Source organism: Sessilibacter corallicola (assembly GCF_021290925.1).
GTDB classification, from domain to species: domain Bacteria; phylum Pseudomonadota; class Gammaproteobacteria; order Pseudomonadales; family Cellvibrionaceae; genus Sessilibacter; species Sessilibacter corallicola.
The window spans coordinates 769,096-794,342 of the sequence record NZ_JAJSLX010000001.1 but is presented as its reverse complement, the minus strand read 5'-3'; the positions used below and the strand labels follow the sequence as shown (position 1 = coordinate 794,342).

Here is a 25,247-nt window from a genome sequence, read left to right as displayed (position 1 = left end):
GCCAAATTTTACTGCTCATCCATAAATTCTGATACCGCAGAGCGCTCAGGAATTGAAGGTATTGCCCCTCTTTTCTTCACAGATAAAGCAGCGGCTGCAGACGCCGTAGGAATCGAAAGTTGAAAATCCCAAGCCTGGGATAGGGAGGCCGTAAGATAGCCGTTAAAAGTATCGCCAGCGGCGGTGGTGTCGATGGCCATGACGGGGAATGCATCGAAGTACTGTTGGGTGTTGGGCGTATATAGGAAGGCGCCGTCGCGGCCTAGCGTCACAACCAGAGCTTTTACGCCTTTTTCAATTAATACGCTGCACGCTTTAACTAACCCGTCATCGGAATCGGTGGCTATGCCAGCGAGTTGCGCTAGCTCACCTCGGTTGGGCGTTAAAAGGTCCACAAGTGGAAAGACATCATCATTTAGGCGTGCGGCCGGTGCCGGATTGAGTATAACCTTGGTGTTGTTCTGTTTGGCTATTGTTGCGGCGTGAAAAATCGTAGCGGGCGGTGTTTCTAATTGCATTAAAAGAACATTGGCATTGGCGATATCATCGTAATGCTGATCAACGACCTCAGTATTCAGCCATTTATTGGCACCTGGGGTTAGGCCAATGCAATTTTCCGCGTTGCTGTCGATAAAAATACACGCGGTGCCGGTGGAGTCTTCCACAACCTTGATCGAATCGGTCGGCAGGGCGAGGTCATTAAACATTTGAAGAATGTTTTGGCCGGTGGCGTCGTTGCCAATACAGCTGATAAATTGGGTGTTTCCGCCTGCTTTGTGACAAGCGACGGCTTGGTTAGCGCCTTTGCCGCCAAGATTGGTTTGCATGCGACCAGAGCCTACCGTTTCGCCGGGCATGGGCAGGTGAGGCAAGTACATGCAAATATCCCAATTGGTGCTACCTAATACGACAATCGATGATGCAGACATTTTATTAGAATCCTTGTTATGCCTATCAGACAGAGTGACTTCTGATTTATTCCAAAATTACCCAAAGCTTATTGTGAGTAATGGTTAAAAAGTTGGCACTTTAGACGGGAATCCCCGAAGGGACAAGGGGAAGATGGCTCAGTAGTCACGGAGCACAACCGTGGATGAGATCAGGGTTTTTATCCAGGTGTTTATCTTTTCTCTCTCATGCTGTAAGTGTGTGCTTACTACTTTTCTTGTTGTCACGTTAAAATCAACGACATAGACCGTTGTTTTGCTGCCTACATAATGAATAGATGGCTGCACGATCAGTGCTAGATGGTCACGAGATGAAAACAATTAGTCGAAATTGTTAGTCATCACTGTAGTAGAATCGGCGCACTTCTAAATCAGTGCGTTAAAACAAATGTCTATTGAAATCATTGTAATGCTGATCCTTCTTGGATCATTTGTGGGTGTTGTTGCCGGATTGCTCGGTGTTGGTGGCGGCGGAATTTTGGTTCCGGCACTAAGTAGTTTATTCCTCTATATGAATTTCCCCAGCGATAAAATTGTGCACTTATCACTGGGCACGTCGATGGCGGCAATTATTGTTACCTCGTTTTCGAGTATGAAAGCCCATAAAGCCAAAGGTGGTGTGGATTGGCACAGCGTTCGATTTATGACTCCGGGTGTTGTTATCGGCACCTTCGCAGCGACCTTTTTGGTGGCCTCATTAAAGTCGGTGTATCTCGCCGGTTTTTTTGCAATCTTTATGACGTTCGTTTCCATTCAAATGTGGCGGCCAGTAAAGTTTGCAAGCAGTCACTCACCTTCAAATAATGAATTGGTCGGTGTTGGCGGCGGTATTGGTGCAGTGTCGGCGTTGGTTTCCATCGGTGGTGGTTCGCTTACGGTTCCGTATTTATCCTGGCGCGGCCACGAATTAAAACGCGCCGTGGGAACGTCTGCGGCAATGGGATTGCCGATTTCAATCGTTGGTACGATCGGTTATTTGTACAACGGTTGGCCGCAAACCGATTTAGACCAATACATTATTGGCTATGTCTATTGGCCGGCAGTGGTTGTGATTTCTTGTTGCACTGCATTGACCGCACCCATTGGCGTTAAAATCGCTCATAAGCTGCCGGTGCCTACGTTGCGTAAGATTTTCGCAGTTTTGCTGATTACGATTGCACTAAAGATGTTTTATTCGGTGATTACGCTCTAGCGTTCAATAGAGCCGCAAAAGAAAACTGGGCAGAAAACTCTAACCTTAATTAGACAGAGTTTTCTGCTGTGTAGGAATTTTGCTCGAATCAATACGCTTTACTGCTGGCGTTGCTGTCTTGCTCAAGCTGTAAATAACGTCTGAGCTTTCCTGTTAAGTAATAGAACGGCCCCGTGTCGATAAGCGCGGCGGCCAATTTAAACAAATAGCTGCTGAACATTATCGCGATCATTTCTTTTAGGGTAATTCCGCCCGCCAAATACACGGCGCCAAACACCACACCAATGACAACAACGGAATCAACCGCTTGGCTGATGAGTGTGCTGAAGTTATTTCTTATCCACAAATGCTTGCCTTTAGTTACGCGTTTCCAGAAGTGAAACAGACGCACGTCGCAGTATTGGGCTGCGCTGTAGGCCAGCATAGAGGCGAATATTGCGCCAGAGGTTAAGGAAAAAATAAAGTCAAACAACTCTACCTGACCGCTGGCAACGGTGTTATTGGGCAACGTAACATCGGTTGCTAAATCGAGTTTTTGCCACGGTGGCATAGAGGCTTCTGGCACTGGCGCTGCTGAATGGGCAAGGTAGATCACCAAAAAAATAAAAATATTCAGCACTAATCCGAGAGTGACCAAGAAATTAGCACGCTTTTTTCCGTACAGCTCACAGATAAGGTCTGTGCATAAAAATGTCAGAGGGTAGGGAAGAACGCCCACGGTTAAGGTTAACGGGCCGAGTTGAATAAAACGTGTGCTACCGATGATATTGAGCATGGTCATGGAGCAAATAAATATACCGGCGAGTATGAGAAAAACTCGTTCGCGTCGTTCTTGAATCTCCGAATCTGTCGCTGCAATTGGCAAATCTGACATCGTGGATTTTCTCCAAGATTGCTAAAAAATTGTGATTATACGTTTTTTTTAACGCAACCCGTAAAGTCGTGGTGTGGGTAATTCATCGGTTGTGCCTGGAATTTTTGTGATCTCAAACGTCAATGTTGTGACTTTTAGCGACGGTATTTTATTTTTAAAATGAACCAAAATGGGTCGTGCCGGAAATACAGTAATGAGATAACTCAGAAAGTTTTGCAAAAAAACAAACCGATATTAAGAATGAGTGTTCCAGGCTTGTATTTATAAGGCTCGATAAACGACAAAACTTTACCTAAACTACCCAGCGTTTGTTGTATCTAAAGCCTGCTTGAATTCGTTTGTTCGAAACTCTTGTTCGACTTTCTGTAAGGTTTGGTTTTATGCGATGTGTACCGAAAATGGCTATCGCAATAACGTCTGATTAATCCGAGAAGTGTAACTGAGAGTAATGAGTTAATCAGAGGCTCCTTAAGTTAACGGCGTTAATTTCTTAAGTAGATTTTTGCCTTTGACAGAGATCCGATGGAACGAACTAAAATCAAAATATAAAAAAGGACGCTAACATGAATGCGCACAATACCCCCAAACTACTCAGTGGAATTGTTTTAATTGTTACAGTTTTGTTAATGGGGTGTGAGAAAAATACGAGCACTTCCGAGCAAGAAAATACCCCTACTGTGAATGATGTCTCAAAATCTGAAAAACGCGTTTTTCTAAAAGAACCACCGCAAGAAGAGGAACGTGATCGTTGGGAAGAAGAATTTATAGACGCATCAAAAGAAAACTACGATCCTAGTAAGTTAGAAGAACTACAAAATCAATTGTTAAATGAAGCGAGTAATCTGGAAGATCTTGAGAAAGAGTTTGAAGAAACGAAAAAAGCGTACGATCCTAATAACTAAAAAAATGGCCCAGTCCCTTGAACCGATTGATAAACTTTTATGCGTGGCAATTAAGCATGACTAGCTGGGTTCGACATTTAATGCAGTAATTTTTGATTATTCATTATCGTAATTAATACGACCGCTTATCAAAATTAATTAAATGTCGTGATGACTTGGACTTATTATCCGTCATAGATGAATTTAAATGTATGCACAATACTGCATAACCTATGCACAATCTTACAGTGCTTTTATTTTGTATTTTTGTAACGTTGAGTCAAAAATAAGTTGATGCCAACAGTGTAATAATTTGTAACCTTAACAGTAAATAACTTGTGATTTTTTAACTATATGCTTGAGAGTTTAAAACAATTAAACCAAACAATCGCGGGCTACGAGGGAGAAGACGGTGTTACGCCAACTTTTATTGACGGAGTAGGGGTATACAAAACAACGCAAATTCAGAGTAAATCTCCGGTGTTGTATGAACCTTTTATTTGCCTTATCACTCAAGGCGAAAAAGCGTGCCACGTGGGAGACACTTCTTTTAATTACAAAGCCGGTGATTTTTTCATTAATTTTCTACCGCTGCCTGTGGGAACCCAAGTGGTTGAGGCAAGTGTAGAAAAGCCTTTGTTATCCGCTGCCCTTTACATCAATTTAGTACGATTGGCGAACATGGTGCTGAAAATTGAGCGCCTAGAAAGCGAAAGCTTACCGAAAATTCCTCGAGAAAGTTCCTGCGTTGTGGTCGGTAAAGCTGATCCACCGCTTGTGCAAACGTTTAATAAATTAATGAAAGTCGGTGCCAACGAAATGGAATCCGCCATTTTAGGCGATTCTATTATTGATGAAATCTATTATCGTATACTTACCGGCGAATATGGTTACACGTTGCGCATGTTGCTCAATCAGTACGGGCAGATACAACCGATCTCCAAAGTCATCAGTTTTATTCACAGTAATATGGATCGCACCATTCAGATTGAGGAGCTGGCAAGTATTGCTAATATGAGTAAAACCACATTCTTTAATGCGTTTAAAAAGTTGATGCATGTTCCGCCCATGCAGTACGTTAAATCTTATAAATTGCAAAAAGCGCAAATTTTACTCAAACAAGGTATGCAAGCTAACGAAGCGAGTTTTCACGTTGGCTACAACAGCTTCCCTCAGTTCAGTCGTGAATATAAACGTTTTTTTGGCTATTCTCCTTCGCAAACACGAGCGTAGTTAATTCTCTATAAATCGAGAGTAATCTTTTTTCCTTTTGCTCTCGATACGCAGATTATCATAGTTTTTTATTGGTATTTTACGCTAAGGTAAATGAGTGGGAAGGAAGCTTATTTGGTAACGAAGATTCGAATCAATTTAATGTTGGTATGAACTACGATTTCTAATTAGGTTTGCAATTGTGAACAGAGCTACAGATCTATTTAATTATCGATATATCTGTAGCTGTTTCTTTCATCCGAAAACTAAACAGTCTCTTCAGTTTTGGATAATTGCTGTTTGTTCTTGTTACTATTTGCTTTTTCAGCAGTGGAAACAGTCACAACTTTTGCCATGGCTTGATAAGGGTACCCTGCGTTAAATCCAATCCCGCCAACGGGCTTCCATCCTTGGTTGAGTAATTTTGAAACTTTCTCTTCCAGTTCTGGAAATCCATTCGTTCCGCTAACAACTTTATACTCTGCTTTTTTCATGGCTTGCCTTAAATATTATTATCCAAATACGTTTGATATTCGGTAGGTGTGGTTTTAGCGCACGTTTTTGTTAGTGTTAATTCCTGGCCAAAAATCCCATTGGGTTAAATTTTGATTGTTTTTTTGAATAATTAATACAAATGTTTGGCTGTTGGATGTGACTATCTGCATTGATCTATAAAAGTCAGTTCTTTCTTTTGATATTAAATTTTTAGCTTTATTTTTAAATACATAATTTATTCGCACATTAAAAATGCCTGAAACTTTCAGGTAGATAAATGTGTAATTTATATCTTCGTGTCTATCTAAACAGACTCAGCATTTTGATAAGGGTTTACCTGGATATAAGTTATAAAACCTAAATGCCAACTTTAATGTTCTAGAATAAAAAAGATACATAGTAAAAAAGATATATCTACTTTTTTGAGCGAAAATACATTCATTAAAGGGTATGGAGACATAGAAGTGTGCCGCCAGGTGTTGGTAACACCATGATTACATTGTTATGTGAGTTCGCCTTGCTGGAATTTTTATTGAATTCTTCTCCGAACTTAACTGATAACTTAACTTTTCAGCATTCTGTTGCTTCGCATTAAATTCACGGTTAGATAACGTAAGGTTCGTTCAATTGATAAGTTTCTTGTGAACTTGGTCTTATTTATGCGTATTCAATAAATTAAAACTGAGAAAATATTTTATTATGCGGTCACATGTATCACTAAATCTCTAGTGAATGATCATATCAATATAACATTGATAATTTGTATGTCGTTTTTGAATGTTTGTTCGTGGGCGGCGCAAATGCAATGTGATTTCTTGTAAATTCTCTATTTTTATATTTGTGAATGTACTGTCAACGCATGGGATATTATTTTTCAAAAATCTCTATTACGGTTTTTATGCTCGGATACTTTTGGTCTGCTTTTGCAGTAAGCCAGGTACCCGAAGGTACTGTAATTGAAGAGCAAATTCCTGAATCTAATTCAAATAATGAAAATTTAAATGAAGAGGGTCATCACACTTATAGCGAAAATAGATTGCCTGAATCAAACGATAAATTATTTCAGTGGGTATCTGAAAAAGCGAAAGCCTTATCAAAAGCTGCGTATAAAGAAAATAAGTCGGAATTACCGCAAACGTTAGATAATTTAAGCTATCAACAGTACCGATCTATCCGATTTAATCCAAATGCGGCACTTTGGAAGAATGAATCAGAATTTGAAATACAACTTTTCCATCCGGGTTTTTTGTATAAAAAGCTAATTTCGTTAAATTTAATCGATAAACCTCAGACGCATGCGCGACTAAAGTTTAATTCAAATGATTTTATTTATGAACGAGAAGCTACACACATTCCCAATGAATTAAATGTAGATTCAGTAACCGACAAGATGTTGGGTTACGCGGGTTTTCGTGTGCATTACCCATTAAATTCGAACATTTATAAAGATGAATTAATTGTCTTTCAAGGTGCTTCCTATTTTCGTATGGTAGGACCACAGCAAACTTACGGTATTTCTGGGCGTGGATTGGCCATTGATACTGGTGAGCCAGAGGGTGAGGAATTTCCTTATTTTGTTGAATTTTGGCTAAAGCAACCAACAGAGAACGAGCATAGTTTGGTTGTTTTTGCGTTGTTGGATAGCCCGTCCGTAAGTGGTGCGTTTCAGTTTTTAATTAAACCAGGCATTCATTCAGAAATCGATGTAAATTCCAAACTATACCCTCGTAAAAATATTAAAAAGCTGGGGGTTGCACCATTAACCAGTATGTTCCTATACGGTGAAAACAAAACTAAATTTGTAGATGATTTTCGTCCAGAAATACACGATTCCGATGGGCTACAAATTCTATTGGCTTCTGGTGAATGGTTATGGCGGCCTCTGCGCAATCCACAGGAACTAAGTATTACCTCATCGACGATCGAGCATTTAAAAGGGTTTGGATTAGCCCAGCGAGACAGAGCGTTCGATAATTATTCCGATCTTGAAGCCAAATACGAAACGCGCCCGAGTCTATGGATAAAGCCCATGTCTGATTGGGGTGAAGGTCGGGTTGAATTGGTAGAGATTCCAACGAATTCCGAAACAAACGACAACATAGTTGCTTACTGGGTGCCGTCAAAGCCGGTGTTAGCCGGAGACGAATTATCGTTTGATTATCGAATCAGTACCTACAACGCTAACGCCCCTGGATTTGATGCTGCGTTCGTAAAGAGTACTCGAACAAGTTGGGCTGCTATTGCGGGCGAAAGTAATCCGCCACCTAAAAGTCATCGACAATTTGTGATTGATTTTGCCGGAATCGAAATAGATCGATTGAGTGCCAATGCCAATATAAAAGTAAATTTAATCCTATCTTCCGGTGAATATGAAAATTTACGGGTGGTTAAATTGCCAGAGGGAAAAGGCTGGCGAGTGTATTTTACGTTGATACCTTCGGATAACACGGTAATTGATATGAGGTTAAATCTTTCCTTGCACGATCAACGCATCAGTGAAACGTGGAATTACGTATGGAACTCAAATGCTATCCAATAAATTTTTAATCGACGATCGAAGCCCTCGAACACCACAATCCAAAGTAACGGAAGTATTCGATGGTCAAGCGCTAAATGTTCCTTATCGAAAATTTCGTGTACTTTTATTTCTAACGCTAACCTTGGTAACCTCAATTGTTGGTTTCAGGATGATGTTTGATATATTGAAACCTAACGGAACCACAACACTAGAAATAATATTACTCATTTTATTCAGCGCGACTTTTATTTGGATTGTGACTGCCTTTTGGTCGGCTATTATTGGTTTTGTCTTTCAGCTATTTAAAATTGATCCACTAACGTTAAAAAAGCAACCGTCAATTGCAGCGTTAAACGAGAACCTTTCCAACAAAGCATTCGAGTCAAAAGTAGCGGTCGTAATGCCGATCTACAATGAAGATACTCATCGGGTATTCGCCGGTTTCGAAGCTTCATTAATGTCTTTGCTAGAAACTGGTAACAGTGAACAATTTGATTTTTATTTATTGAGTGACACACAAGATCCAGATATTAGATTAGCCGAATTGGCGGCATGGCAGAACTTACTGAAGCGCTTTAAAGGTCAATCACAAAAAATATTTTATCGTAATCGACCCAAAAATACGGGGAAGAAGGTCGGAAATTTAAAGGATTTCTGCGAACGTTGGGGAGCGTTCTATGAATCCATGATTGTGCTCGATGCCGATAGCATCATGACGGGTTCTTGTATGATTGAGTTGGCGTACCAGATGCATTCCAACCCAAAAGCAGGTTTGATCCAAACGGTACCCATTCCAGTACGTCAAGAAACATTCTTTGGCCGATTCTTACAATTTGCAGCGCAGTTGTGTTGCCCAATGTTGGCAACGGGATTGGCATTTTGGCAGACCGATAACGCCAACTATTGGGGACATAACGCAATTATTCGTGTTGAGGCATTCAAAAATCATTGTGGCTTACCGACACTTAAAAAAAGATCGCCCTTTGGCGGTGACATATTAAGCCACGATTTTGTAGAAGCGGCGCTGTTACGCAGAGACGGCTGGGAGGTTATTTTATTGCCGAATCTGGGTGGAAGTTACGAAGAGGTGCCCAGTAATATTTTGGATTATGCCACTCGTGATCGTCGTTGGGTGCAGGGAAATATCCAGCATTTGGGCATGCTGACTATTCCAAGAATGACGCTGTTGAGCAGAATCCATCTCTTATTTGGTGCGCTGGCGTATGTAACTTCGTTGATTTGGCTAGTTATGCTTGGTTTAAGCACTATCGATGCAATCAACCGAGCGGTCACAAAAAAAGAGTATTTCAGTTCGTCTTATCAGTTGTTTCCAGATTGGCCCATCACTAAGCCCGACCTGATTTTTTCGTTGTTATTTTTAACGTTTACTCTGTTGCTGTTGCCCAAGTTGTTGGCAGTGTTGTTGGCACTTGTTCATCGACGCAAAGAATTCGGTGGCGCAGTTAAGCTGATCATAAGCTCGTTGGTTGAAATGACTTTTTCTATCATCATTGCGCCGCTTATGATGGTATTCCATGCATTTTTTGTGGTATCCATATTTTTAGGGTTTAAAGTTGGTTGGAATGCTCAACCTCGTGAAGGTCGATTGGTTTCATGGTTTGAAGCGATCAAAGCGAGCGGTCTTGGCGTGTTGGCCGCTTTAATGTGGGGAAGTGTTACGTTGTATTTCTCTCCTTTATTTTTCTACTGGTTGTCGCCGGTATTGTTGGGTTTGGTGTTAGCGCCCTTAATGATTCGATGGTCTAGCAGTTTACGTTTGGGGCTACAGGCGCGAAAGTTTGGAATTTTCGCAGCGCCGTCTGAAATTACCAAGCCCCGAGTGTTAGCGTATTTAGCTGAGCAACTTAATAACAACGATACTAAGTTATCAAATAACGCCTCTCATTCAGCAAAGCAAATTTGCCTGATACCTAAGCTTCCACGTGAACAATTTGAACCAATGCCGCTGCAAAATATTTAAATACATTTTTCAACTTGTCTAAAATCGTATTTTTATCAGTTTTTATCCCTTAAATTGCCGACTGAGTTAGTTTGCACGGTCGGCTTTGAGTGATTGAATCCTCCGCGAAAAACTTCAATTGCCTTATCGGTATTTTCTATACTTCCAGCTGCCTAAGCAATTCACTGTTCTTTTAGTCATTGTCCTTTTTGTTATTATTCCCTAGTTGTTGTCTTTTGGTCGCTGTTTCGATAACGACTTTATTTCGTTTCCTAATATGCAATCCCAGAATTAAATTAGAAAAAGTAATTTAAATTTTTTCTCAAGTAATAATATCGTATTTAGCTTTGAATTATTTTTATCCACACCTGTATGCCTTTGTTGAATTTTTGAATTGCGTGTTCACTTTTATTAACTGTTCCAGTTTAGAGAGACAAAGAGTAAGACTTGGTGAGCAAAATTAATGGCTCTTTATCGAAATGTACATAAATTGGGCGTAGTCTTATTGCATACCGATAGTTTGTTCTGGGGGCGGTTAAATCTGGGAATAAAATTTGCGTAGCTTATTAAAAGCAGGTTACTAAAATAAGGAGACAAAAAAATGAGTAATCCAATTGGGTGGTTTGAGATTTACGTCGACGATATGGTGCGAGCCAAACAGTTTTACGAATCTGTTCTTCAAGTTAATTTAGAACTGTTGGAAGATCCAACCGATGGCAACATTCAAATGTACAGTTTTCCGTGTGAAATGGATAAATACGGTGCAACCGGTGCTTTGGTAAAAATGGATGTCTGCCCGGCTGGTGGCAATAGCACTGTTGTTTATTTCTCTTGTGAAGATTGTTCTGTAGAAGAAGCACGTGTAAATGGTGCTGGTGGAAAAGTGGAACGCTCTAAAATGTCCATTGGTGAATATGGGTTTATTTCTTTGGTACTCGATACCGAAGGTAACATGATCGGGTTACATTCACTGAAATAAAATTAAGTGATTTAAATGGAGGTTCTTTAAGGAACTTTTGTTTAGCTCACGGGATCTTGAATTAATCAGAGGTTCCTTGATCAATACATCGTAAATAGGGTTGGCCGTACATGTGCTGACCTTATTTTTACTCTGTCATCAAATTGTAAAAATATAAAAAATCGTATGTGCTGGGGTGAGCGATTAAGTTATGGCTCAAGAAATTGAACGCAAATTTTTAGTTGATACCGTTAAACTCGGTAAATTAACCGGGGGTAAAGAAATTCGTCAGGGATTTATTCCTACCTCAGAATTAACCGTTGTTCGTGTAAGGATTTCTGGCGACGATGCTTGGTTAACGATAAAAGGTAAGAATGAAGGGATTACGCGTTCCGAGTTTGAATACGTCATTCCTAAACTAGACGCTATCGATATGCTAAATGAGCTGTGTTTGGAACCGCAGGTCATGAAAAATCGGTATTGTGTTGAATATTGTGGCTATACTTGGGAAATCGATGTATTTTTAGGAGACAACAAAGGGTTAATTGTCGCAGAAGTTGAATTAGAACACGCTGATGATGAAATTGCCCTGCCCGAATGGGTAACTCAAGAAGTCACGGATGACCCGAAGTACTACAATGTAAATCTTGTTCGTCATCCTTATAAAAATTGGAATTAGAATAAACAATCTAAATAATAATAACGTAATTATTTGCTATTACCCACCAGAAGATAGCAAAGGTGATTCACATGTTTTCTTGGATATTTATTGTTTTTGCCCTTTGGGCATCCTGGTTTTTAACTGACATTCATTCCGAATCAACGATGGAAAATACTATTTTTCCCCTGTTGATGTTGGTATTTGCGATCAATTTGCTGCTTAAGTGTATTTATTTTTTCGGCTTTAGTCGCTCTGATACCACAGCGGATGGATATAATGATGGCAATGAAGTGTTGAGCGGTTATTCCGAGCGCGACAACGTTAATCGCGATGGTGACTGATCCACATTTGCTTCCATAACCTCAGTATTCCTACCATTGGTTCAGACAATCTGAACGACACGTCCTTGTGTCGCTAATGCTTCAATAGTTAAGCCGGTACTAATTTCGGCGACAACTCCGTTGCGTACTGAACACCTAATAATTCCTTTTCGTGTACTTTTAACTGTTCCATCAATCGAACAGCGTTTTTGATAATTTCTTTGTCTGTGTATGTATCACTGTCGATGGGTGTTGGAAAATTACCATCGTATTTCAACAGGTTGGTGATCTCGTTAGGGTCTTTCCCTAAATCGTATAATTCGTACTGCGCTTGTTGATCTTCATTATTTTTATCAAAGTACCTGACTAGCTTCCAACCGGATTTTTCAACGACGGCGTGTACATTGTTAGGTTGGGCAACAGGGCCTTCGGTCAGTCGTTTTAATTCATTGCGGTGTAATATACCCAGGTCTTTTGCCTCTCGAATTAAACGCTCAACGGCTTTGTTGTAAACACGTTCGTTGGTTAGCTCAAAGGTATCTTTTTTATCGTTACAATCTTCGGGCAGTGTTGTTGATAAAGACTCTTCCAGAGGTTCGGTAATGGTATCGTGAGTCATAAACAATACGCTGCTGCGAGCAGTGTCTGAATCAACCTCTCCTGATTTGATCAAGTCGCTTAAATCGATACCCACCGGTTTTGGCGCTACTGCGTAACCTTCTTCTTTGATCAGTTTTGTTTTTAAATAAGGTAGATGGTCGGTTTTAATACCGGCTAAACCTAATACGGTTGGCAAAATGTCTATGTGGCTGGTGATTTCATCAATTTGCTGGATACCGTTTTTAACGGAGTGCATAGACTCAGGAAATTTTACCACCATAGGCACGTGAATAATTTCTTCGTAAGCGGAATGCCATTTCTCCATTAATGTCCCGTGGGATGCGCCGTATTCGCCGTGATCGGGACAAAAAATAACGATGGTATTATCGGCTTGGCCAGAGTCTTCTAGCGCTTTTAGGGTTGAAGCAATGTGTTGATCGACTTCACTGAATAAATAGCCGTAGTATTGCATGAACGCTCGGCTTGCCAGTTCGGGGTCTTCGGTCAGAGCAAAGGGTAAACCGACTTCATTGGTATTTAAGGTGTAATCGACGGCAAAATCCAATTGTTCTTTGCGCGAAATTTTTCCCGCTTCGAGGGCTTTTTCAGACGCCAGGCGACCGCTTTTTGCCACTAACGATAAACCCATTTTGTATTTGTATTCGAACTGACAAAAAGGTTTGTTCTCGTGCAGTAAATCTTCGTTCCAGTGCGGTGCGACTTCGGCGTTATTTTGAGGAAAGCCCTTTTTGTTAAGAGTTAAGTGGTAGGTGCCGCCGAAAGGTAAGTTGGCTTTTGAGCCTTGTTTCGGCACGGCTAACGTGTAGGGCGCGTTGGCGAGATGCTCTTCGTTCACATATTTGGGTAAGCCTGGGTAGGCGGCAATGTCGTGAGGATTTGTGAATGAAGCTACCGCAAACCAAGGGGTTGGATCGTCCTGCGGGTTAGGCCCATTGACGTCTTCGCTGGATTGGGTTTCTTTAACGTGTGCTTGTGCATCCGCAATACTGTAGGGGATACCTAACCCTTGTCGGTGTAAAAAGCCGCAGACATTATCGGCAAATTGATAATCGCGGTAGTGGCCTAAATTATTCGGTAAGGTGCCGTGTGGGTCTGGATAGCTAATTTCCCAATCGTTGAATCCATAATCTGTGAGTGTTGTCGTATCTTCTCCAGAGATGTGCCATTTACCAAAGTAGTGAGAGCTGTAACCCGCTGCTTTCATGTAGGAGCCAATGGTTGGAAAGCTTTTTTTCTGCAACCAAGGAAAATCTTCGTCCGATCCTTCTTTAAACAAACCGTCGGTTTGCAAAACTCCGGTATGAGTCCCGTATTGGCCGGTGAACAATGCGGTGCGACTGGGAACACAAGCGCTTGATGCAATACGGTGATTGTTGAGTACAACGGCATTTTCACGCAATTTCCAAAAACCGGGAAAATAATCTTTGTATTCGTTGCTCTGATGATTGCTGCCTTGGAACCCGAGAATATTTTTGATTGGATCGGCGAATCCGTGGTCGGGACCAAAATCAAATCGTGGGAATCGCATTTGATCGACCATAATCATTAAAATATTGGGTTTCTTTGTGTCTGAAGACATAGGCTTCTCCTTTTTGTTTTAAACGGTAAATATCGACAGCTGATTTATTATTTTTTACTCAGCAATGTTGGGGGCAGAAAATTCTAATTGTTATTAGTTTTAATCAAAGCCTGGTTTTAAAATAAATTCCCGGTTTTAAATAAGGCCCGGTAATTAGCGCTTTAAATAAAGGCTTTTTCTATGAAATTAAAAGTTTTTATTTCACTGCGAATAATTTTTAAGATGCTGAATTATTGTTGTTTTAAATTATCAGTTGCGGGATCGAGAAAGATTCTAGGTTTGATTGAATAGTCTATCAACGTGCAAATGTAAAAGGCAGGAGGGGAAACGTAAAAGTAAATTTATTGAAAACCATGAAGAATGTCATGGATATATTGTAGGAGCCTCTGATTAACCTCAACATTACTCAGCGTGATCTCAAGCGTGCAGTTGCAAGACGCTGTTTGCAATTAATGGCCGTAGTCCTTAATAAAAACGGCAACGCCGCAAATGTGCGCTTGAGACCGCGCCTTTCAGGGCCTGCCAGTTTTTTCCTGCTCTGCGTTGTGCTTTCTCGATTTAACCCGTTAGACCTTCAAAAGCACGCCTTAATCAGAAAAAAACTCCTTGGCCTGAGTGATCTTGAGGTTAAGTAGAGGCTCCTATAGATCGATCAGTTCTTTTTAAAAGATAGGGTGAATAAAAATGATCGAGCTTGGTTGGTTTATAAAAGAACCCAACAGATTAATGATGAGATTTCACAATTAATCTGTTGGTGATTTTTATAGATTGCTCAGTAAGGTGGGATTTTTAGATTTAATAACGCACAAGCTATTTACTATTAAAAATATCGGGCGATAGAAATTTCGATATAGTCGTCTTCGCTCAGCGAATCTAATGCGTCGGATGAATCGGTATTATTAATAAAGCGTGCGCGTCCGGTAATGGTGTAGTTATCTCCTATGCGTGTTTCAGCTTCCACGTTTAGAAAAACTTCATCGGATTCATGATCATAAACAATACCGGCAAGAACCGAGGTGTCTTGTGGATCGTTGAGCGCGAGTCGAGCGCCTGCAAAAATATCGTTGTCAGCGATACTGAGCGGTTCTTCATCGTCGCGATCGTCGTATTGGTATTCCAATAAATACCCTAAGTCGGCGTTGGTGTCGAAAATTTGGTATTGCGTGTATTCAAAACCACCGATGGCCGCTACAAATGTATCTGAATGTCCCTGGCGAACAATGGCTTCTAATTTCCACAGCCAAGCGTCTTTGGTGTATTGGCCATCAAAACCTAATTGATTAATTTGGTCGTAGATGGGAATCAGTTGTGTACCATTTTCGTTGATTGTGAATCGAGCTTCTCGGCTGGTGCCAGAAAAGTAGCTGATACCGATATCAAAATCGCCAATATAGTGGCTGTAACGCAGTGCAAAATCGACGTGGTTTTTATCAGCACCAGACTCGAAGTTTGCTCGATCATTATCAACAGCAACCGGAGTGCGCAATCGCCCTTCAATTCCGGCAAACGTGCGCTCACGAAATCCGGGTAAGACAAAAACGTTGAGTAATCCCCAGTCTTGTTGCCAAGCTAGGTTTATCATTGCTTGGCCCAGCTTTTGTTCGCCATCAATGTCGGCAACGGAGTCGGTTTGATTAATAATGTCCACTAAGTGGACTGACTCAGTAACGCCCCAAAAAACCGTATTTATTCCGACGAGTAATTCCAAATTATTAGATTCAAGTGCCCAGTAGCTTTCTTGTAGGTCGACTAATGAGCGCTCGTTATCTTGAGCGTCCCAGCGCAAATAGGGAATGATCGAGATGCGCTGGTTGCCGTCATTGTTTCGCCAGCGAAATTCTAATGTGGAATCGACGGCGTTTTGAAATTTTTGATCGTCTTGTGCGTCGAATTGAGGTGATTCTACAAAATATCGTGATTCTAATTCGATATTGCCTGAAAAGTCCCAATTACTTTCGGCGCAAGCTGCGCCGGAAAGTGACAGTAAGCCAAATAATAGATACGGTTTTTTAAGAGCAATTACATTCATCTTTTTATTATCTCAAGCGGCTCAGTTTACCTTTTACGAAATCGTTGTTGCCCAACCCTGTTTTAAAGGTGTATTCCTCGTAAATTAAGTCGGTCTTTTTGTTGGTTTGAACATTTTCCATATTCAGTGTGTGTGCTCGCCACACGCCGTTGTCGTATTTTTTGTAGTTTCCGAATGATAAAACTTTCAATAAGTCACCACGGCGATCGTAGAATTCAAGTTTTCTAGGTTGGTAATCCTGTTGATCAATGTAACTGATCTGTTTGGTGTAACCTGAGTTTTCATAGCGAGGTTCGCGTTCAACAACATCACAGGTGAATTCGCCGCAGGGTTCTTCGCGTAAATATTTGTAGGTAAATTTATTCAACTCTGTTGTCGTGAAATCTTCGAAAGCAAACTCAGAACCAACGAATGGACCTGATTTATTTCTTGAAGAAATACGTTTCACGCGCTTTAAAGCAGGCAGATAAAGCCACTGATCATCGGGCTCTAAAATTTTTGCGTGAGAAAGCAGGGCGGTGCCTTCAACGTCTCTTGGTGTTTGGAAGAAAACCAAGCTTTTATCACCAACGTCTTCGTTTTCTTTTTCTAAGGTGTTAAAACGCAATTCGCGAGTGGTTTCTTGGCCTGCGGCGTTACGCAGAACCATTTTTGCTTCGACTTTACTGTCGCCAAAGCCTAGGTCGGTGCGGTCGGATCGTGCCGCAATTTCAAAGCCTTTTTCTTGTTCGGTTTGTGCATGCGTTGCTGTTGAAACCAGGGCCGCTATGGCCAAAGGCAATGAAATAAGAAGAGATTTATTAATGTTCATTGTATTCATTCTCAAACGATAAAATTAGTTAACGGTTTGTTGTTAAGGTTTGCTGGGTTCGATTGCGGTATCGATCATGACTTCTTCGTTTTCATTTTCTTCTTCTTTGGCGGTTTTTTTGCCAAGAAGCAGTAGTGTCGGCAATAAAAGAAAATCCAACAGCAAGGCAAAAATAATCGCTAATAATGTCATTAAGCCAAGGTCAACATTCATTTTAAAGGCCGATGTTGTCATGACAACAAAGCCGATGGCTAAAATCACGGTATTAACGACAATCGCAACACCCACATTATGGAAGGCATAACGAATCGAATCTTCGATGTCTAAGCCTTTTTCGTTTCGTGCGCGCACGTATTTCGATAAGAAGTGAACGGTGTCATCGACGATAATACCAAGTGATATTGACGCAACGGTTGCCACAGAAAACCCTACTTCACCGACCAGCAATGCCCAGGCACCAAAAGTGGTTAAAATAGGCAGGCCGTTGGGAATAAAGCTCAATAAGCCTAAGCGTACACTTTGGAGTGCGAACATCATAATAAAGCCAATCGCAACGACAGCCAGTATGGTGCCGGTGACCATGTTGTCCATATTACGTTCACTGATGTAGGTGAACATGACCGCCGCACTGGTTGGCTTTGATAACATGTATTGTGGCCAATTTTCTTGTTGCCATTGTTCTACGTCGGCGAAGAAAGCTTTTGTTTCTTCTGAGGTGGTTTGTGAAACGGTGGCAGTAATTCGGGTTGCGGATTTATCGATATTCACTCGGTCGTTTAAATCCAGGCCGTAGGGTAACGATAATTCGTACAACAACAGGTATTGCGCCGATAAGTCGCGATCGGTTGGAATTCTATAGAATTCGTCGTTGTCTGCGTGCATGTTGCGGTTCAAGCGCTTCATGATATCGGTAAACGAATATACATGGGTGACGTGCGGCTGAGAACGAAGGAAGTTCGCGAAATTTTCTAGGTTATTCAGGTATTCAGGCTCACTGATTCCACCAGCTTCGATGGCAGGTACTGAAAACTCAATGGGGTAGAGGCCAAAGTGATCGAGTGCTTTATCGGAATCGCGTCTGAACTCGATGGATTCGTCAAAGTACTGCACCCATTGGTCATTAAACTTTAAGGTTGGAATGGCCGCGATTAACAACAAAGTAATTATACCCGAGCCAATAAGGTATTTTTTATTGTTGTTGATGACGCTTTCGGCCAAGTTGTCCATTAATTTAACTGACCATTCTTTTTTGTGGTCGTTTTTAATCTTAAACGGCAAGAAGCTCAGTAACGCCGGTAACAGTGTAATGGAATACAACCACGCGCCAGCAATACCCACAGCTGTCATATTACCTAAGTGCCAGTAAGGCGGTGAATCTGAAAAATTCAGCGCGAGGAAACCTACGATAGTGGTTAACGAGGTAATGGTTACTGCAAGGAAATTAATACGTACCGCTTCGACCAGTGCATCAATCTTTTCCATGCCGTCGCGCATTAAGGTTCGCAGTGTAATAAGGATGTGAATTGAATCGGCAACGGCGAGTGTCAGAATAACAATCGGGGCAGACATAGCAATCGGCGTTAATTTAATGCCGGTAAATCCTGCAAAACCCATCGCAAGCATGGTTGATAACGTAATGATGATCAAAATTGTGAAGGTCGCAGAGACGGATCTAACGATTAACCAACATAAAATAAATATCACCAGAAACATCAATGGCATCAGTGAGCCAGCGTCTTTCATTCCAGTTTCTGCGAAAGCGTTGTTGAGCATTGAAACGCCAGTGAGATAAACCTCGACGTTGGGATTGGCTGCTTCAAGATCGGCTTTTAATTTACGAGCAACTTCTACCGCTTCGGGAACTTCGGTGAGCTTTTTCTCTGGGTATTGAAGAACAACGTTAACCGCCGTGACTTTTCCATCTTGTGAAACCAATTGGCTGTTTAACAAGGGTTCGTCTAATGCGACATTTTTGCGTTCGTCAAAATAAGTACTGTTTTGATCGGCGGCGGACTCTATTAAATCTTCGACAATTAAATCGTCTTCAATGGCGTAGGTGTGCTGGAAATTGGTGATGGAATCAACTCGAATGGCGTAGGGTATTTTCCAGGCTTCTTCGGTTAATTCTTCAATGGCTGTCAGTATTTCAGCATTGAATACGACGCCATCTTTCGGTGCGACAACAAAAAGAAAGTTATCGTTTTTCGTATAGGTGTTTTGTAAATGTTCGAAGGCTTGTAATTCGGGATTGGCTTTCGAGAAAAATACTCGATAGTTTGTTGAAAACTCTAAATATTTTGCTCCCGAGCCGATAACACCGGCCAATAAAACGGCCAGTAACAAGACAATCCATTTATAGGCAATGACCCATCGCGTCAGCGATGCTGCCCAATCGTCTACTTTTCTAAAATAAGAACCCACTGTGTTTCCTCCCGAGAGAACAATAATTACCGGTTGGTCATAAATAGTGTAAAAAATACGATCGGAAGTGAGTCTTCGGATCGTAGCTTTAACGTATTGGTTTGAGCCTGGTAGCAAGCTCAGTTGGCTGGTAAGAGTTTGTTACCAGATGGTCATAAATTGCTTCTAAAAAAAGCGGATTATCCGCAATTAAAAATGTGATTCTGAAATGTACTGCTTATAGACGGCTTTTGTCTGTCTATGGTTTGAAACTCAAGATCTGAAGCGGTAGCCGATAATCAGCTTAAAAAATTTCTGTTTCGAGTCTACCGAATAACTACAAACAATTGGTTTCGGTATTACGTCCAATAATTGACCAAGCGGTGGACTGAACTGCGTACTTCGTCTCTGTCCATAACCGCTTTTACGGTTGCCGCAGCGCCCGCCAAACATACCATCAGTTCTTGTGCGAGCGTAATTGAGGAAAGTTTAGGGTTGATTTCGCCTAAGCTTTGTCCTGCTTCAATTAACTCTGTGATTGCATTTAACCGCTGTGCACCATAGATTTTAAACGCTTTGTAAACATCGTCGTCGGTATCGGACAGGCCAGTCATGGAATTTATCATCATGCAGCCTTTGTTATCATCAAAGCGGTCACAAATTCTATCGACAATAGCGTGAATGTTGGTTAAAGGAGAGACGTCTTCCGATATGACCGACGATACCTCGGCAAACTCGATTTCGGAATAGTGATGTAAGGCTTTCAAGAATAATTGTTTCTTATCACCAAAAGCTTGGTACAGGCTACCTTTGTGCAGACCTGTTGCGTCGCACAAGCAAGCTAGCGATGCAGATTCGTAGCCTCGGCTCCAAAACACATCCATAACGGCTTCTAAAGCGGCATTTTCGTCGAATTCACGAGGACGGCCGACAGTGCGTATTCTAGCTATAGGTAGGCTCTCTCTATTTGTTACCGGTTGGTCAACAATATAGAGGAAGTGCTGTAAAATGTAAATTGAAAATATCGATAAGCCTGACCACCGCATACGCTCTTAAAGAAACACAGACGCGCTAAGGTCAAATAAGGCAGATGACGAGAGTAAGTGATATTAAGAATGGCTAATAGATAATGGCCAATAGAGAGGTGAGTTATGTATCAACAAGTCATTGGTTTCTGGTTCAGTGAACTGGAACCCAAAATGTGGTGGATCAAGGACTCCGAATTCGACGCCAATATTGAGCGTCGTTTTGGCCGTGTTCACCGTCAGGCGATGGATGGTGAGTTGTATGAATGGCGAACGTCTCCACTGGGAGCGTTGGCGGAAGTGCTTGTTCTGGATCAGTTCTCCAGAAACATATTCCGAGACAAGCCCGAAGCCTTCGCGTGTGATTCTCAGGCATTGGTGTTGGCTCAGGTTGCGGTGGAGAATCAGTTCGATGAAAAGCTTTCTGTTGTTGAAAGAAGCTTTTTATACATGCCTTATATGCACAGTGAATCGAAGTTAATTCACGAGCAAGCCATAATCTTATTTACCAAGTTGGGCAATAAAGACAACTTGCGTTTCGAGCAAAGGCACAAAGATATTGTTGATCGTTTCGGCCGTTATCCTCACCGGAATAAAATATTAGGAAGAGAATCAACCGAAGAAGAAATTGAATTTCTAAAACAGCCTGGCTCAGGTTTTTGATGGTCTATTTTTTTATGACAACTTACGGGTTTAAAAAAGTGTCATGAAATAAAACGCGGCTTAATTTTTTAGGTTAAGTAGATGTAAACGCAGCAGTGGGGAATACATCAGTTTCTATTATTTTGTTGATTTTAATCAAGCGACAATGGTCTGATGCGTATCTCCAATTCAGCGGCCGATTACCTTGTTTGCCTTGATAGTTTTTATGGATGGCTTTATGGATTTTATGTTGCCGATTTTTTGTATTTTTGATCAGTGTGCTTCAAGTAATTTCTAGCCGTTAAATAATAGACAGTCATGTTTTATTTAGATTTTTGTACAGACCTGTTTTTGTTTTGTCATAGACGGATCCAAGCTTTAACGATGCCTTTTTATTGTTGAGGCTAAGAATAATACCGGGCTTTAAAGACTAATTTAGATTTTGCTTAGTGAATAAATCTATGATTGGTGTTTATCTGTTGTGAAAAAGGTGATGGGTCAACTGTATGGAAAACTCAGCTGCGGTTTGATTAGATGTTATCTTTATACTATCGCTTACTGTTTAGAGCGAGCTTTTAAATTTTAACCCTATTTTTACAGTGTTTTTAGAGGTTAATGTGCAATTTATTTCCCAGTTTTAAATCAAATGGATTTTGAAGTATTGATCTATATCATGAATAGGGTTTGTGTTTAAAAAATATTAAAATACTTGTCTAATTTAAAATGTGACAGAAAATTTTTTCGCAACCAATTGAGTAATTTCTTAAAAATTTGACCATTTAGAAAGTATTGCGATAAAAAATAATGTGTAAGAATGGAAAGCATAAAAAAAGAACAAGTAAACCATTTTTACGTTGGTACTAAAAAATAAAAATTAAGCTATCAAACGGCTATACAAAATATTTTTATTATCGAATGGAATTATTTGTTCGATTTAACATCCAAAATGCGACTAAATTCTCACAAGTCTGTTTGTTAACTATTAAAAAATTATTAAACAGTTCTCAATTGTTAAACAGATTTAAAATTTAGTTATGTAAAGATCTCACTTACTTTTATTTACATTGCTAAACCTATGTTTTCATGCATTACCTTTCGGTATTGCTTTAACGTTGTTTTCATAAGTATTGAAATAAAAAAAGGACGAAAACACGTAATTTTCATGCCAGAGAGATTTGCCACCAGATTTACATTTATTTGCGATAGTTATTTATTCTTGTTCTGTAGAATATTTTTATGGAACTATTTTTTATTTCTATCAAAAAAATAAATTTTTTTAAAATTTTAGGCAGTCTAGTTTCTCAATTTCTTGTGTTAGCATTTCCACCGCTGAGAGTTAATGACTCTAACTCTTGGTAGCAATTATTAATTTGTTCTACAGCTGAACGGTTTGATGACTGCAAAGTAAAAGCACTGACTATGCTAGCGTACAACGACTAAAACAGAGTTATTTTCCTGCTTTATGTTTGGGAAAGGCTCTGCAAGCTTTCAAACTCACTGATGATGTGAAGTAAAGGAAGCAGTAAATCTGAAACTAAACTCAATCATCTATATTAAGGGAAGTTATTATGATGAAGAAATTATCGGCAGCGATCCTAGTTGCAATGGCAGCTACTCCTGCATTCGCAGAAGAATCAGACATCGGTAGCCAATCTAAATCTCAAGCAATTGGTTACATCGGTGAATTAAGTAAGCAAGCTATCCAAGCGGGTAACTTGTGGCGTTTACAAGCGGTTGGTTACGACGACGCTTACTCTTCAATCGACAACCTATCTGAGCGTGTTAAATTCTGGCACACCGTTGCTCTAGACACTGTTGCTCTAGACCACACTCCTGCTGCTGAAGGCGAAGGCTCTCCTCTAAACCAAGGTGGTCCTACCCGTACTAGCCGTGCATTAGCTATGGTTCAAATCGCTGTATTTGACGCGCTAAACGCAATCGAAGGCGACTACGTTTCTTACGGTAAAGCAATTGACGTTGACGCAGGTGCTTCTCCTCACGCTGCTGTTGCTTTCGCTGCGTTCCGCACTCTTAAGCGTTTGTACCCAGCTCAAGAAGCTCGTCTAAAAGAAATTCGTGACAACGAAGTTGACCTAATCAAATCTTTCACTAGCCGTTCTAGCTACAAAGCTGGTAAAGACGTAGGTGTTGACGCGTTTAAAGCAATCCGTGAAGATCGTCGTGGCGATAAATCAGGTCGTGCAGAGCCAGATTTCGGTGAAGGCGGTCGCGTAGCAAACGGTGGTAAAGAAACTTTCTTCGGCACCAAAGTTAACGGTGGCACTCGCAACATCGGTGAATGGCAACCAGATCCAAACACTCCTGCAACTGCTGGTGATTTCAACCTAGCACTAGGTGCATTCTGGGGTAACGTTAAGCCGTTCACTATGGATTCAGGCGATCAGTTCCGTATCGCTCCTCCACCATTACCAGATTCTGAAGAGTACGCAAAAGCTTACGCTGAAGTTGCTGCTGTAGGTGGTGCTCCAACTAACGAAAGAACTACCAGCACCAGTACTGATGCAACTCGTTTCGTTGGTAACTACTGGGGTTACGACGGTGTACCTTTGATCGGTGTTCCACCACGTATCTACAACCAAATCGCTATCCAAATCGCTAAAGCTGAAGGTCAAACTGACGCTCTAGACCTAGCTCGTACTCTAGCTATGGTTAACGTTGGTATGGCTGACGTTGGTATCGCTGCTTGGGATAGTAAGTTCTACTATAACTACTGGCGTCCAGTTACTGGTATCCGCAGTGAAGACCTTAACGAAGATACCGTTAAAGACATCACTTGGGATCCAGTCGGTGTTTCTGTAATTAACACTACAGAGTCAATTCGTCCTACTCCTCCATTCCCAGCTTACCCATCAGGTCACGCTGCGTTCGGTGGTGTTACTTTCGAAGTACTACGTGACGCTTTCGGTGACGACACTCCATTCACTTTCGTTTCTGACGAGTACAATGGTCTAGGTGTGGATCCATTCTTCCCAGACGTATACCGTCCATTCGTTCCTGTTCGTTTCGAAAGCCTAACTGACGCACAAGAGCAAAATGGTGTGAGCCGTGTATACAACGGTGTTCACTGGAACTTCGATGACATCGCTGGTCAGCAACAAGGTACCGCTATCGGTCACCACTTGATCAACAATGTTGAAGCTTTCCAACCAGCTTGGTAAGAAATAGCGTGCGCTGTATTATGACTATATAGCCATGTAATTTTCCGGCACTGCCCCAGGGTAGTGCCGGTTTTAGTTTGAACACACATTAGTTTGAACACATAATAGTGTGATGAAATTTTTGAGAAAATCAGAAATTTTTGTTTACATAGGGATATCAATATCTAAGGGCATTTATCATGAAATTCATACGACTATTTGTTTTATTACTTGTAACCTGCGGATTCGCTGGTCATTCTGCAATCGCTGAAGAAGCTGACACCGTAGCCCGCAAGAAAATTGTTGAGTTGCTGCCAGAAGACTTCCAGCCAGCATTTACCAAAGAAACTGTAATCAAGTTAAATGCCATTGTTCGTCGTTCATTTGATGCAATCAACGAATACGATGACAACATCAAAAAAATCCGTACTGTTGTTGCTGAATCAGCGAAGTCTGGAGCTTCTAAAGAATCCATGGAAATGGCTCAGCAAAAGTTAGCGCATGTAAAAATGCTTAACGAAAAATCAAAAGCGGCTTTAAAAGACATGATGGCTGCTGCAACCGAATTGCGTAACAGCGATGAAATCTACAACAAGGCAATTCTTGCCGGTATGATTGATTTCGTTGAAGATGTTGAGAGAGAAATTTCTGCTCAGCAAAACAAATTAGAAAAAATGCTAAGCGAAGTCTAATTAGATAGTTATTGATGCATTCCTTGCGATCAACTTTGCTCCTAATCTGTGAGTAGCATTTAGTCTCTGATGTAATCCTCTGTATGGTTTAGGGGGTTACATCTTGTAGGTTTTCCCCGTCTCTTTTCTATTTCCTTCTCTTTCCTCTTATTTTTAAGCACTCCTTTAGTTTTATCTTCCGGGTAGTTTATTCATTTATTTTATTGACGTTTAATCTACGAAGTTACTGACCACGACGGTTAACTTTTTTAGTGTGAAAAATAAGTTGTTGG

General features: G+C 40.9%; 19 protein-coding genes. 11 read left to right on the top strand and 8 right to left on the bottom strand.

What is annotated here, in order from left to right:
• Positions 1-8: 8 nt before the first annotated feature.
• Entirely contained in the window at positions 9-929 is a 921-nt protein-coding gene (gene rbsK / locus LU361_RS03220; protein ID WP_233086875.1) for a ribokinase, read from the bottom strand.
• Positions 930-1,335: 406 nt separating this feature from the next.
• Here rbsK and LU361_RS03215 point away from each other — a divergent pair, with 406 nt between their 5' ends.
• Positions 1,336-2,139 (top strand): sulfite exporter TauE/SafE family protein, encoded by an 804-nt coding sequence (locus LU361_RS03215; protein WP_233086874.1) that lies wholly within the window; start codon positions 1,336-1,338, stop codon positions 2,137-2,139.
• An 88-nt stretch (positions 2,140-2,227) separates the two neighbouring features.
• Here the strand turns inward: LU361_RS03215 and LU361_RS03210 are convergent, their stop codons facing one another.
• Positions 2,228-3,013 carry a queuosine precursor transporter gene (locus tag LU361_RS03210; protein ID WP_233086873.1) on the bottom strand — a complete coding sequence of 262 codons (786 nt, stop codon included), beginning with the start codon at positions 3,011-3,013 and terminating at the stop codon, positions 2,228-2,230.
• 563 nt (positions 3,014-3,576) lie between these two features.
• Here LU361_RS03210 and LU361_RS03205 point away from each other — a divergent pair.
• Both LU361_RS03205 and LU361_RS03200 read left to right on the top strand, forming a co-directional pair.
• A complete protein-coding gene (locus tag LU361_RS03205) occupies positions 3,577-3,915 on the top strand; it encodes a hypothetical protein (RefSeq protein WP_233086872.1) in 339 nt (112 codons plus the stop codon).
• Positions 3,916-4,248: 333 nt separating this feature from the next.
• Complete coding sequence (locus LU361_RS03200; protein WP_233086871.1) at positions 4,249-5,127, top strand: AraC family transcriptional regulator; 879 nt, start codon at positions 4,249-4,251, stop codon at positions 5,125-5,127.
• 245 nt (positions 5,128-5,372) lie between these two features.
• Here the strand turns inward: LU361_RS03200 and LU361_RS03195 are convergent, their stop codons facing one another.
• A complete protein-coding gene (locus tag LU361_RS03195) occupies positions 5,373-5,600 on the bottom strand; it encodes a DUF1737 domain-containing protein (protein WP_233086870.1) in 228 nt (75 codons plus the stop codon).
• 899 nt (positions 5,601-6,499) lie between these two features.
• On the opposite strand from LU361_RS03195, the gene LU361_RS03190 reads away from it, so the two are divergent.
• From LU361_RS03190 to LU361_RS03170, 5 genes are all read left to right on the top strand, one after another.
• Positions 6,500-8,140 (top strand): OpgD/OpgG family glucan biosynthesis protein, encoded by a 1,641-nt coding sequence (locus tag LU361_RS03190; protein WP_233086869.1) that lies wholly within the window; start codon positions 6,500-6,502, stop codon positions 8,138-8,140.
• Positions 8,127-10,100 (top strand): glucans biosynthesis glucosyltransferase MdoH, encoded by a 1,974-nt coding sequence (gene mdoH / locus LU361_RS03185; RefSeq protein WP_233086868.1) that lies wholly within the window; start codon positions 8,127-8,129, stop codon positions 10,098-10,100. Before LU361_RS03190 ends, mdoH begins: the two co-directional genes overlap by 14 nt.
• Positions 10,101-10,680: 580 nt before the next feature.
• Complete coding sequence (locus tag LU361_RS03180; RefSeq protein ID WP_233086867.1) at positions 10,681-11,058, top strand: VOC family protein; 378 nt, start codon at positions 10,681-10,683, stop codon at positions 11,056-11,058.
• 190 nt (positions 11,059-11,248) lie between these two features.
• Entirely contained in the window at positions 11,249-11,716 is a 468-nt protein-coding gene (locus tag LU361_RS03175; protein WP_233086866.1) for a CYTH domain-containing protein, read from the top strand.
• 71 nt (positions 11,717-11,787) lie between these two features.
• On the top strand, positions 11,788-12,039 hold the full coding sequence (locus tag LU361_RS03170) for a hypothetical protein (RefSeq protein WP_233086865.1): 252 nt from the start codon (positions 11,788-11,790) through the stop codon (positions 12,037-12,039).
• A gap of 88 nt (positions 12,040-12,127) precedes the next feature.
• Here the strand turns inward: LU361_RS03170 and LU361_RS03165 are convergent, their stop codons facing one another.
• From LU361_RS03165 to LU361_RS03145, 5 genes are all read right to left on the bottom strand, one after another.
• Positions 12,128-14,218, bottom strand: a complete 2,091-nt coding sequence (locus LU361_RS03165) for a sulfatase-like hydrolase/transferase (protein WP_233086864.1) — start codon at positions 14,216-14,218, stop codon at positions 12,128-12,130.
• Between the two features lie 820 nt (positions 14,219-15,038).
• The gene (locus tag LU361_RS03160; protein WP_233086863.1) at positions 15,039-16,247 is read right to left on the bottom strand and encodes a hypothetical protein; all 1,209 of its coding nucleotides are present in this window, start codon (positions 16,245-16,247) and stop codon (positions 15,039-15,041) included.
• 7 nt (positions 16,248-16,254) lie between these two features.
• Positions 16,255-17,058 carry an outer membrane lipoprotein-sorting protein gene (locus LU361_RS03155; RefSeq protein WP_233086862.1) on the bottom strand — a complete coding sequence of 268 codons (804 nt, stop codon included), beginning with the start codon at positions 17,056-17,058 and terminating at the stop codon, positions 16,255-16,257.
• A 42-nt stretch (positions 17,059-17,100) separates the two neighbouring features.
• Complete coding sequence (locus LU361_RS03150) at positions 17,101-19,479, bottom strand: efflux RND transporter permease subunit (protein WP_233086861.1); 2,379 nt, start codon at positions 19,477-19,479, stop codon at positions 17,101-17,103.
• 338 nt (positions 19,480-19,817) lie between these two features.
• Positions 19,818-20,504, bottom strand: a complete 687-nt coding sequence (locus LU361_RS03145; protein ID WP_233086860.1) for a TetR/AcrR family transcriptional regulator — start codon at positions 20,502-20,504, stop codon at positions 19,818-19,820.
• A 105-nt stretch (positions 20,505-20,609) separates the two neighbouring features.
• On the opposite strand from LU361_RS03145, the gene LU361_RS03140 reads away from it, so the two are divergent.
• From LU361_RS03140 to LU361_RS03130, 3 genes are all read left to right on the top strand, one after another.
• Positions 20,610-21,146, top strand: coding sequence for a DUF924 family protein (locus LU361_RS03140; RefSeq protein WP_233086859.1), 537 nt, complete (start codon positions 20,610-20,612; stop codon positions 21,144-21,146).
• 1,547 nt (positions 21,147-22,693) lie between these two features.
• On the top strand, positions 22,694-24,304 hold the full coding sequence (locus tag LU361_RS03135) for a vanadium-dependent haloperoxidase (RefSeq protein ID WP_233086858.1): 1,611 nt from the start codon (positions 22,694-22,696) through the stop codon (positions 24,302-24,304).
• Positions 24,305-24,483: 179 nt separating this feature from the next.
• Positions 24,484-24,975: a hypothetical protein gene (locus LU361_RS03130; protein WP_233086857.1), complete on the top strand. Its 492-nt coding sequence runs from the start codon at positions 24,484-24,486 to the stop codon at positions 24,973-24,975.
• Positions 24,976-25,247: the final 272 nt, after the last annotated feature.

Excerpts from the sequence above, each read along its gene's own strand:
- rbsK (WP_233086875.1), bottom strand. The coding sequence starts at position 929 with ATGTCTGCATCATCGATTGTCGTATTAGGTAGCACCAATTGGGATATT.
- LU361_RS03215 (WP_233086874.1), top strand. The coding sequence starts at position 1,336 with ATGTCTATTGAAATCATTGTAATGCTGATCCTTCTTGGATCATTTGTG.
- LU361_RS03210 (WP_233086873.1), bottom strand. The coding sequence starts at position 3,013 with ATGTCAGATTTGCCAATTGCAGCGACAGATTCGGAGATTCAAGAACGA.
- LU361_RS03205 (WP_233086872.1), top strand. The coding sequence starts at position 3,577 with ATGAATGCGCACAATACCCCCAAACTACTCAGTGGAATTGTTTTAATT.
- LU361_RS03200 (WP_233086871.1), top strand. The coding sequence starts at position 4,249 with ATGCTTGAGAGTTTAAAACAATTAAACCAAACAATCGCGGGCTACGAG.
- LU361_RS03195 (WP_233086870.1), bottom strand. The coding sequence starts at position 5,600 with ATGAAAAAAGCAGAGTATAAAGTTGTTAGCGGAACGAATGGATTTCCA.
- LU361_RS03190 (WP_233086869.1), top strand. The coding sequence starts at position 6,500 with ATGCTCGGATACTTTTGGTCTGCTTTTGCAGTAAGCCAGGTACCCGAA.
- mdoH (WP_233086868.1), top strand. The coding sequence starts at position 8,127 with ATGCTATCCAATAAATTTTTAATCGACGATCGAAGCCCTCGAACACCA.
- LU361_RS03180 (WP_233086867.1), top strand. The coding sequence starts at position 10,681 with ATGAGTAATCCAATTGGGTGGTTTGAGATTTACGTCGACGATATGGTG.
- LU361_RS03175 (WP_233086866.1), top strand. The coding sequence starts at position 11,249 with ATGGCTCAAGAAATTGAACGCAAATTTTTAGTTGATACCGTTAAACTC.
- LU361_RS03170 (WP_233086865.1), top strand. The coding sequence starts at position 11,788 with ATGTTTTCTTGGATATTTATTGTTTTTGCCCTTTGGGCATCCTGGTTT.
- LU361_RS03165 (WP_233086864.1), bottom strand. The coding sequence starts at position 14,218 with ATGTCTTCAGACACAAAGAAACCCAATATTTTAATGATTATGGTCGAT.
- LU361_RS03160 (WP_233086863.1), bottom strand. The coding sequence starts at position 16,247 with ATGAATGTAATTGCTCTTAAAAAACCGTATCTATTATTTGGCTTACTG.
- LU361_RS03155 (WP_233086862.1), bottom strand. The coding sequence starts at position 17,058 with ATGAACATTAATAAATCTCTTCTTATTTCATTGCCTTTGGCCATAGCG.
- LU361_RS03145 (WP_233086860.1), bottom strand. The coding sequence starts at position 20,504 with ATGCGGTGGTCAGGCTTATCGATATTTTCAATTTACATTTTACAGCAC.
- LU361_RS03140 (WP_233086859.1), top strand. The coding sequence starts at position 20,610 with ATGTATCAACAAGTCATTGGTTTCTGGTTCAGTGAACTGGAACCCAAA.
- LU361_RS03135 (WP_233086858.1), top strand. The coding sequence starts at position 22,694 with ATGATGAAGAAATTATCGGCAGCGATCCTAGTTGCAATGGCAGCTACT.
- LU361_RS03130 (WP_233086857.1), top strand. The coding sequence starts at position 24,484 with ATGAAATTCATACGACTATTTGTTTTATTACTTGTAACCTGCGGATTC.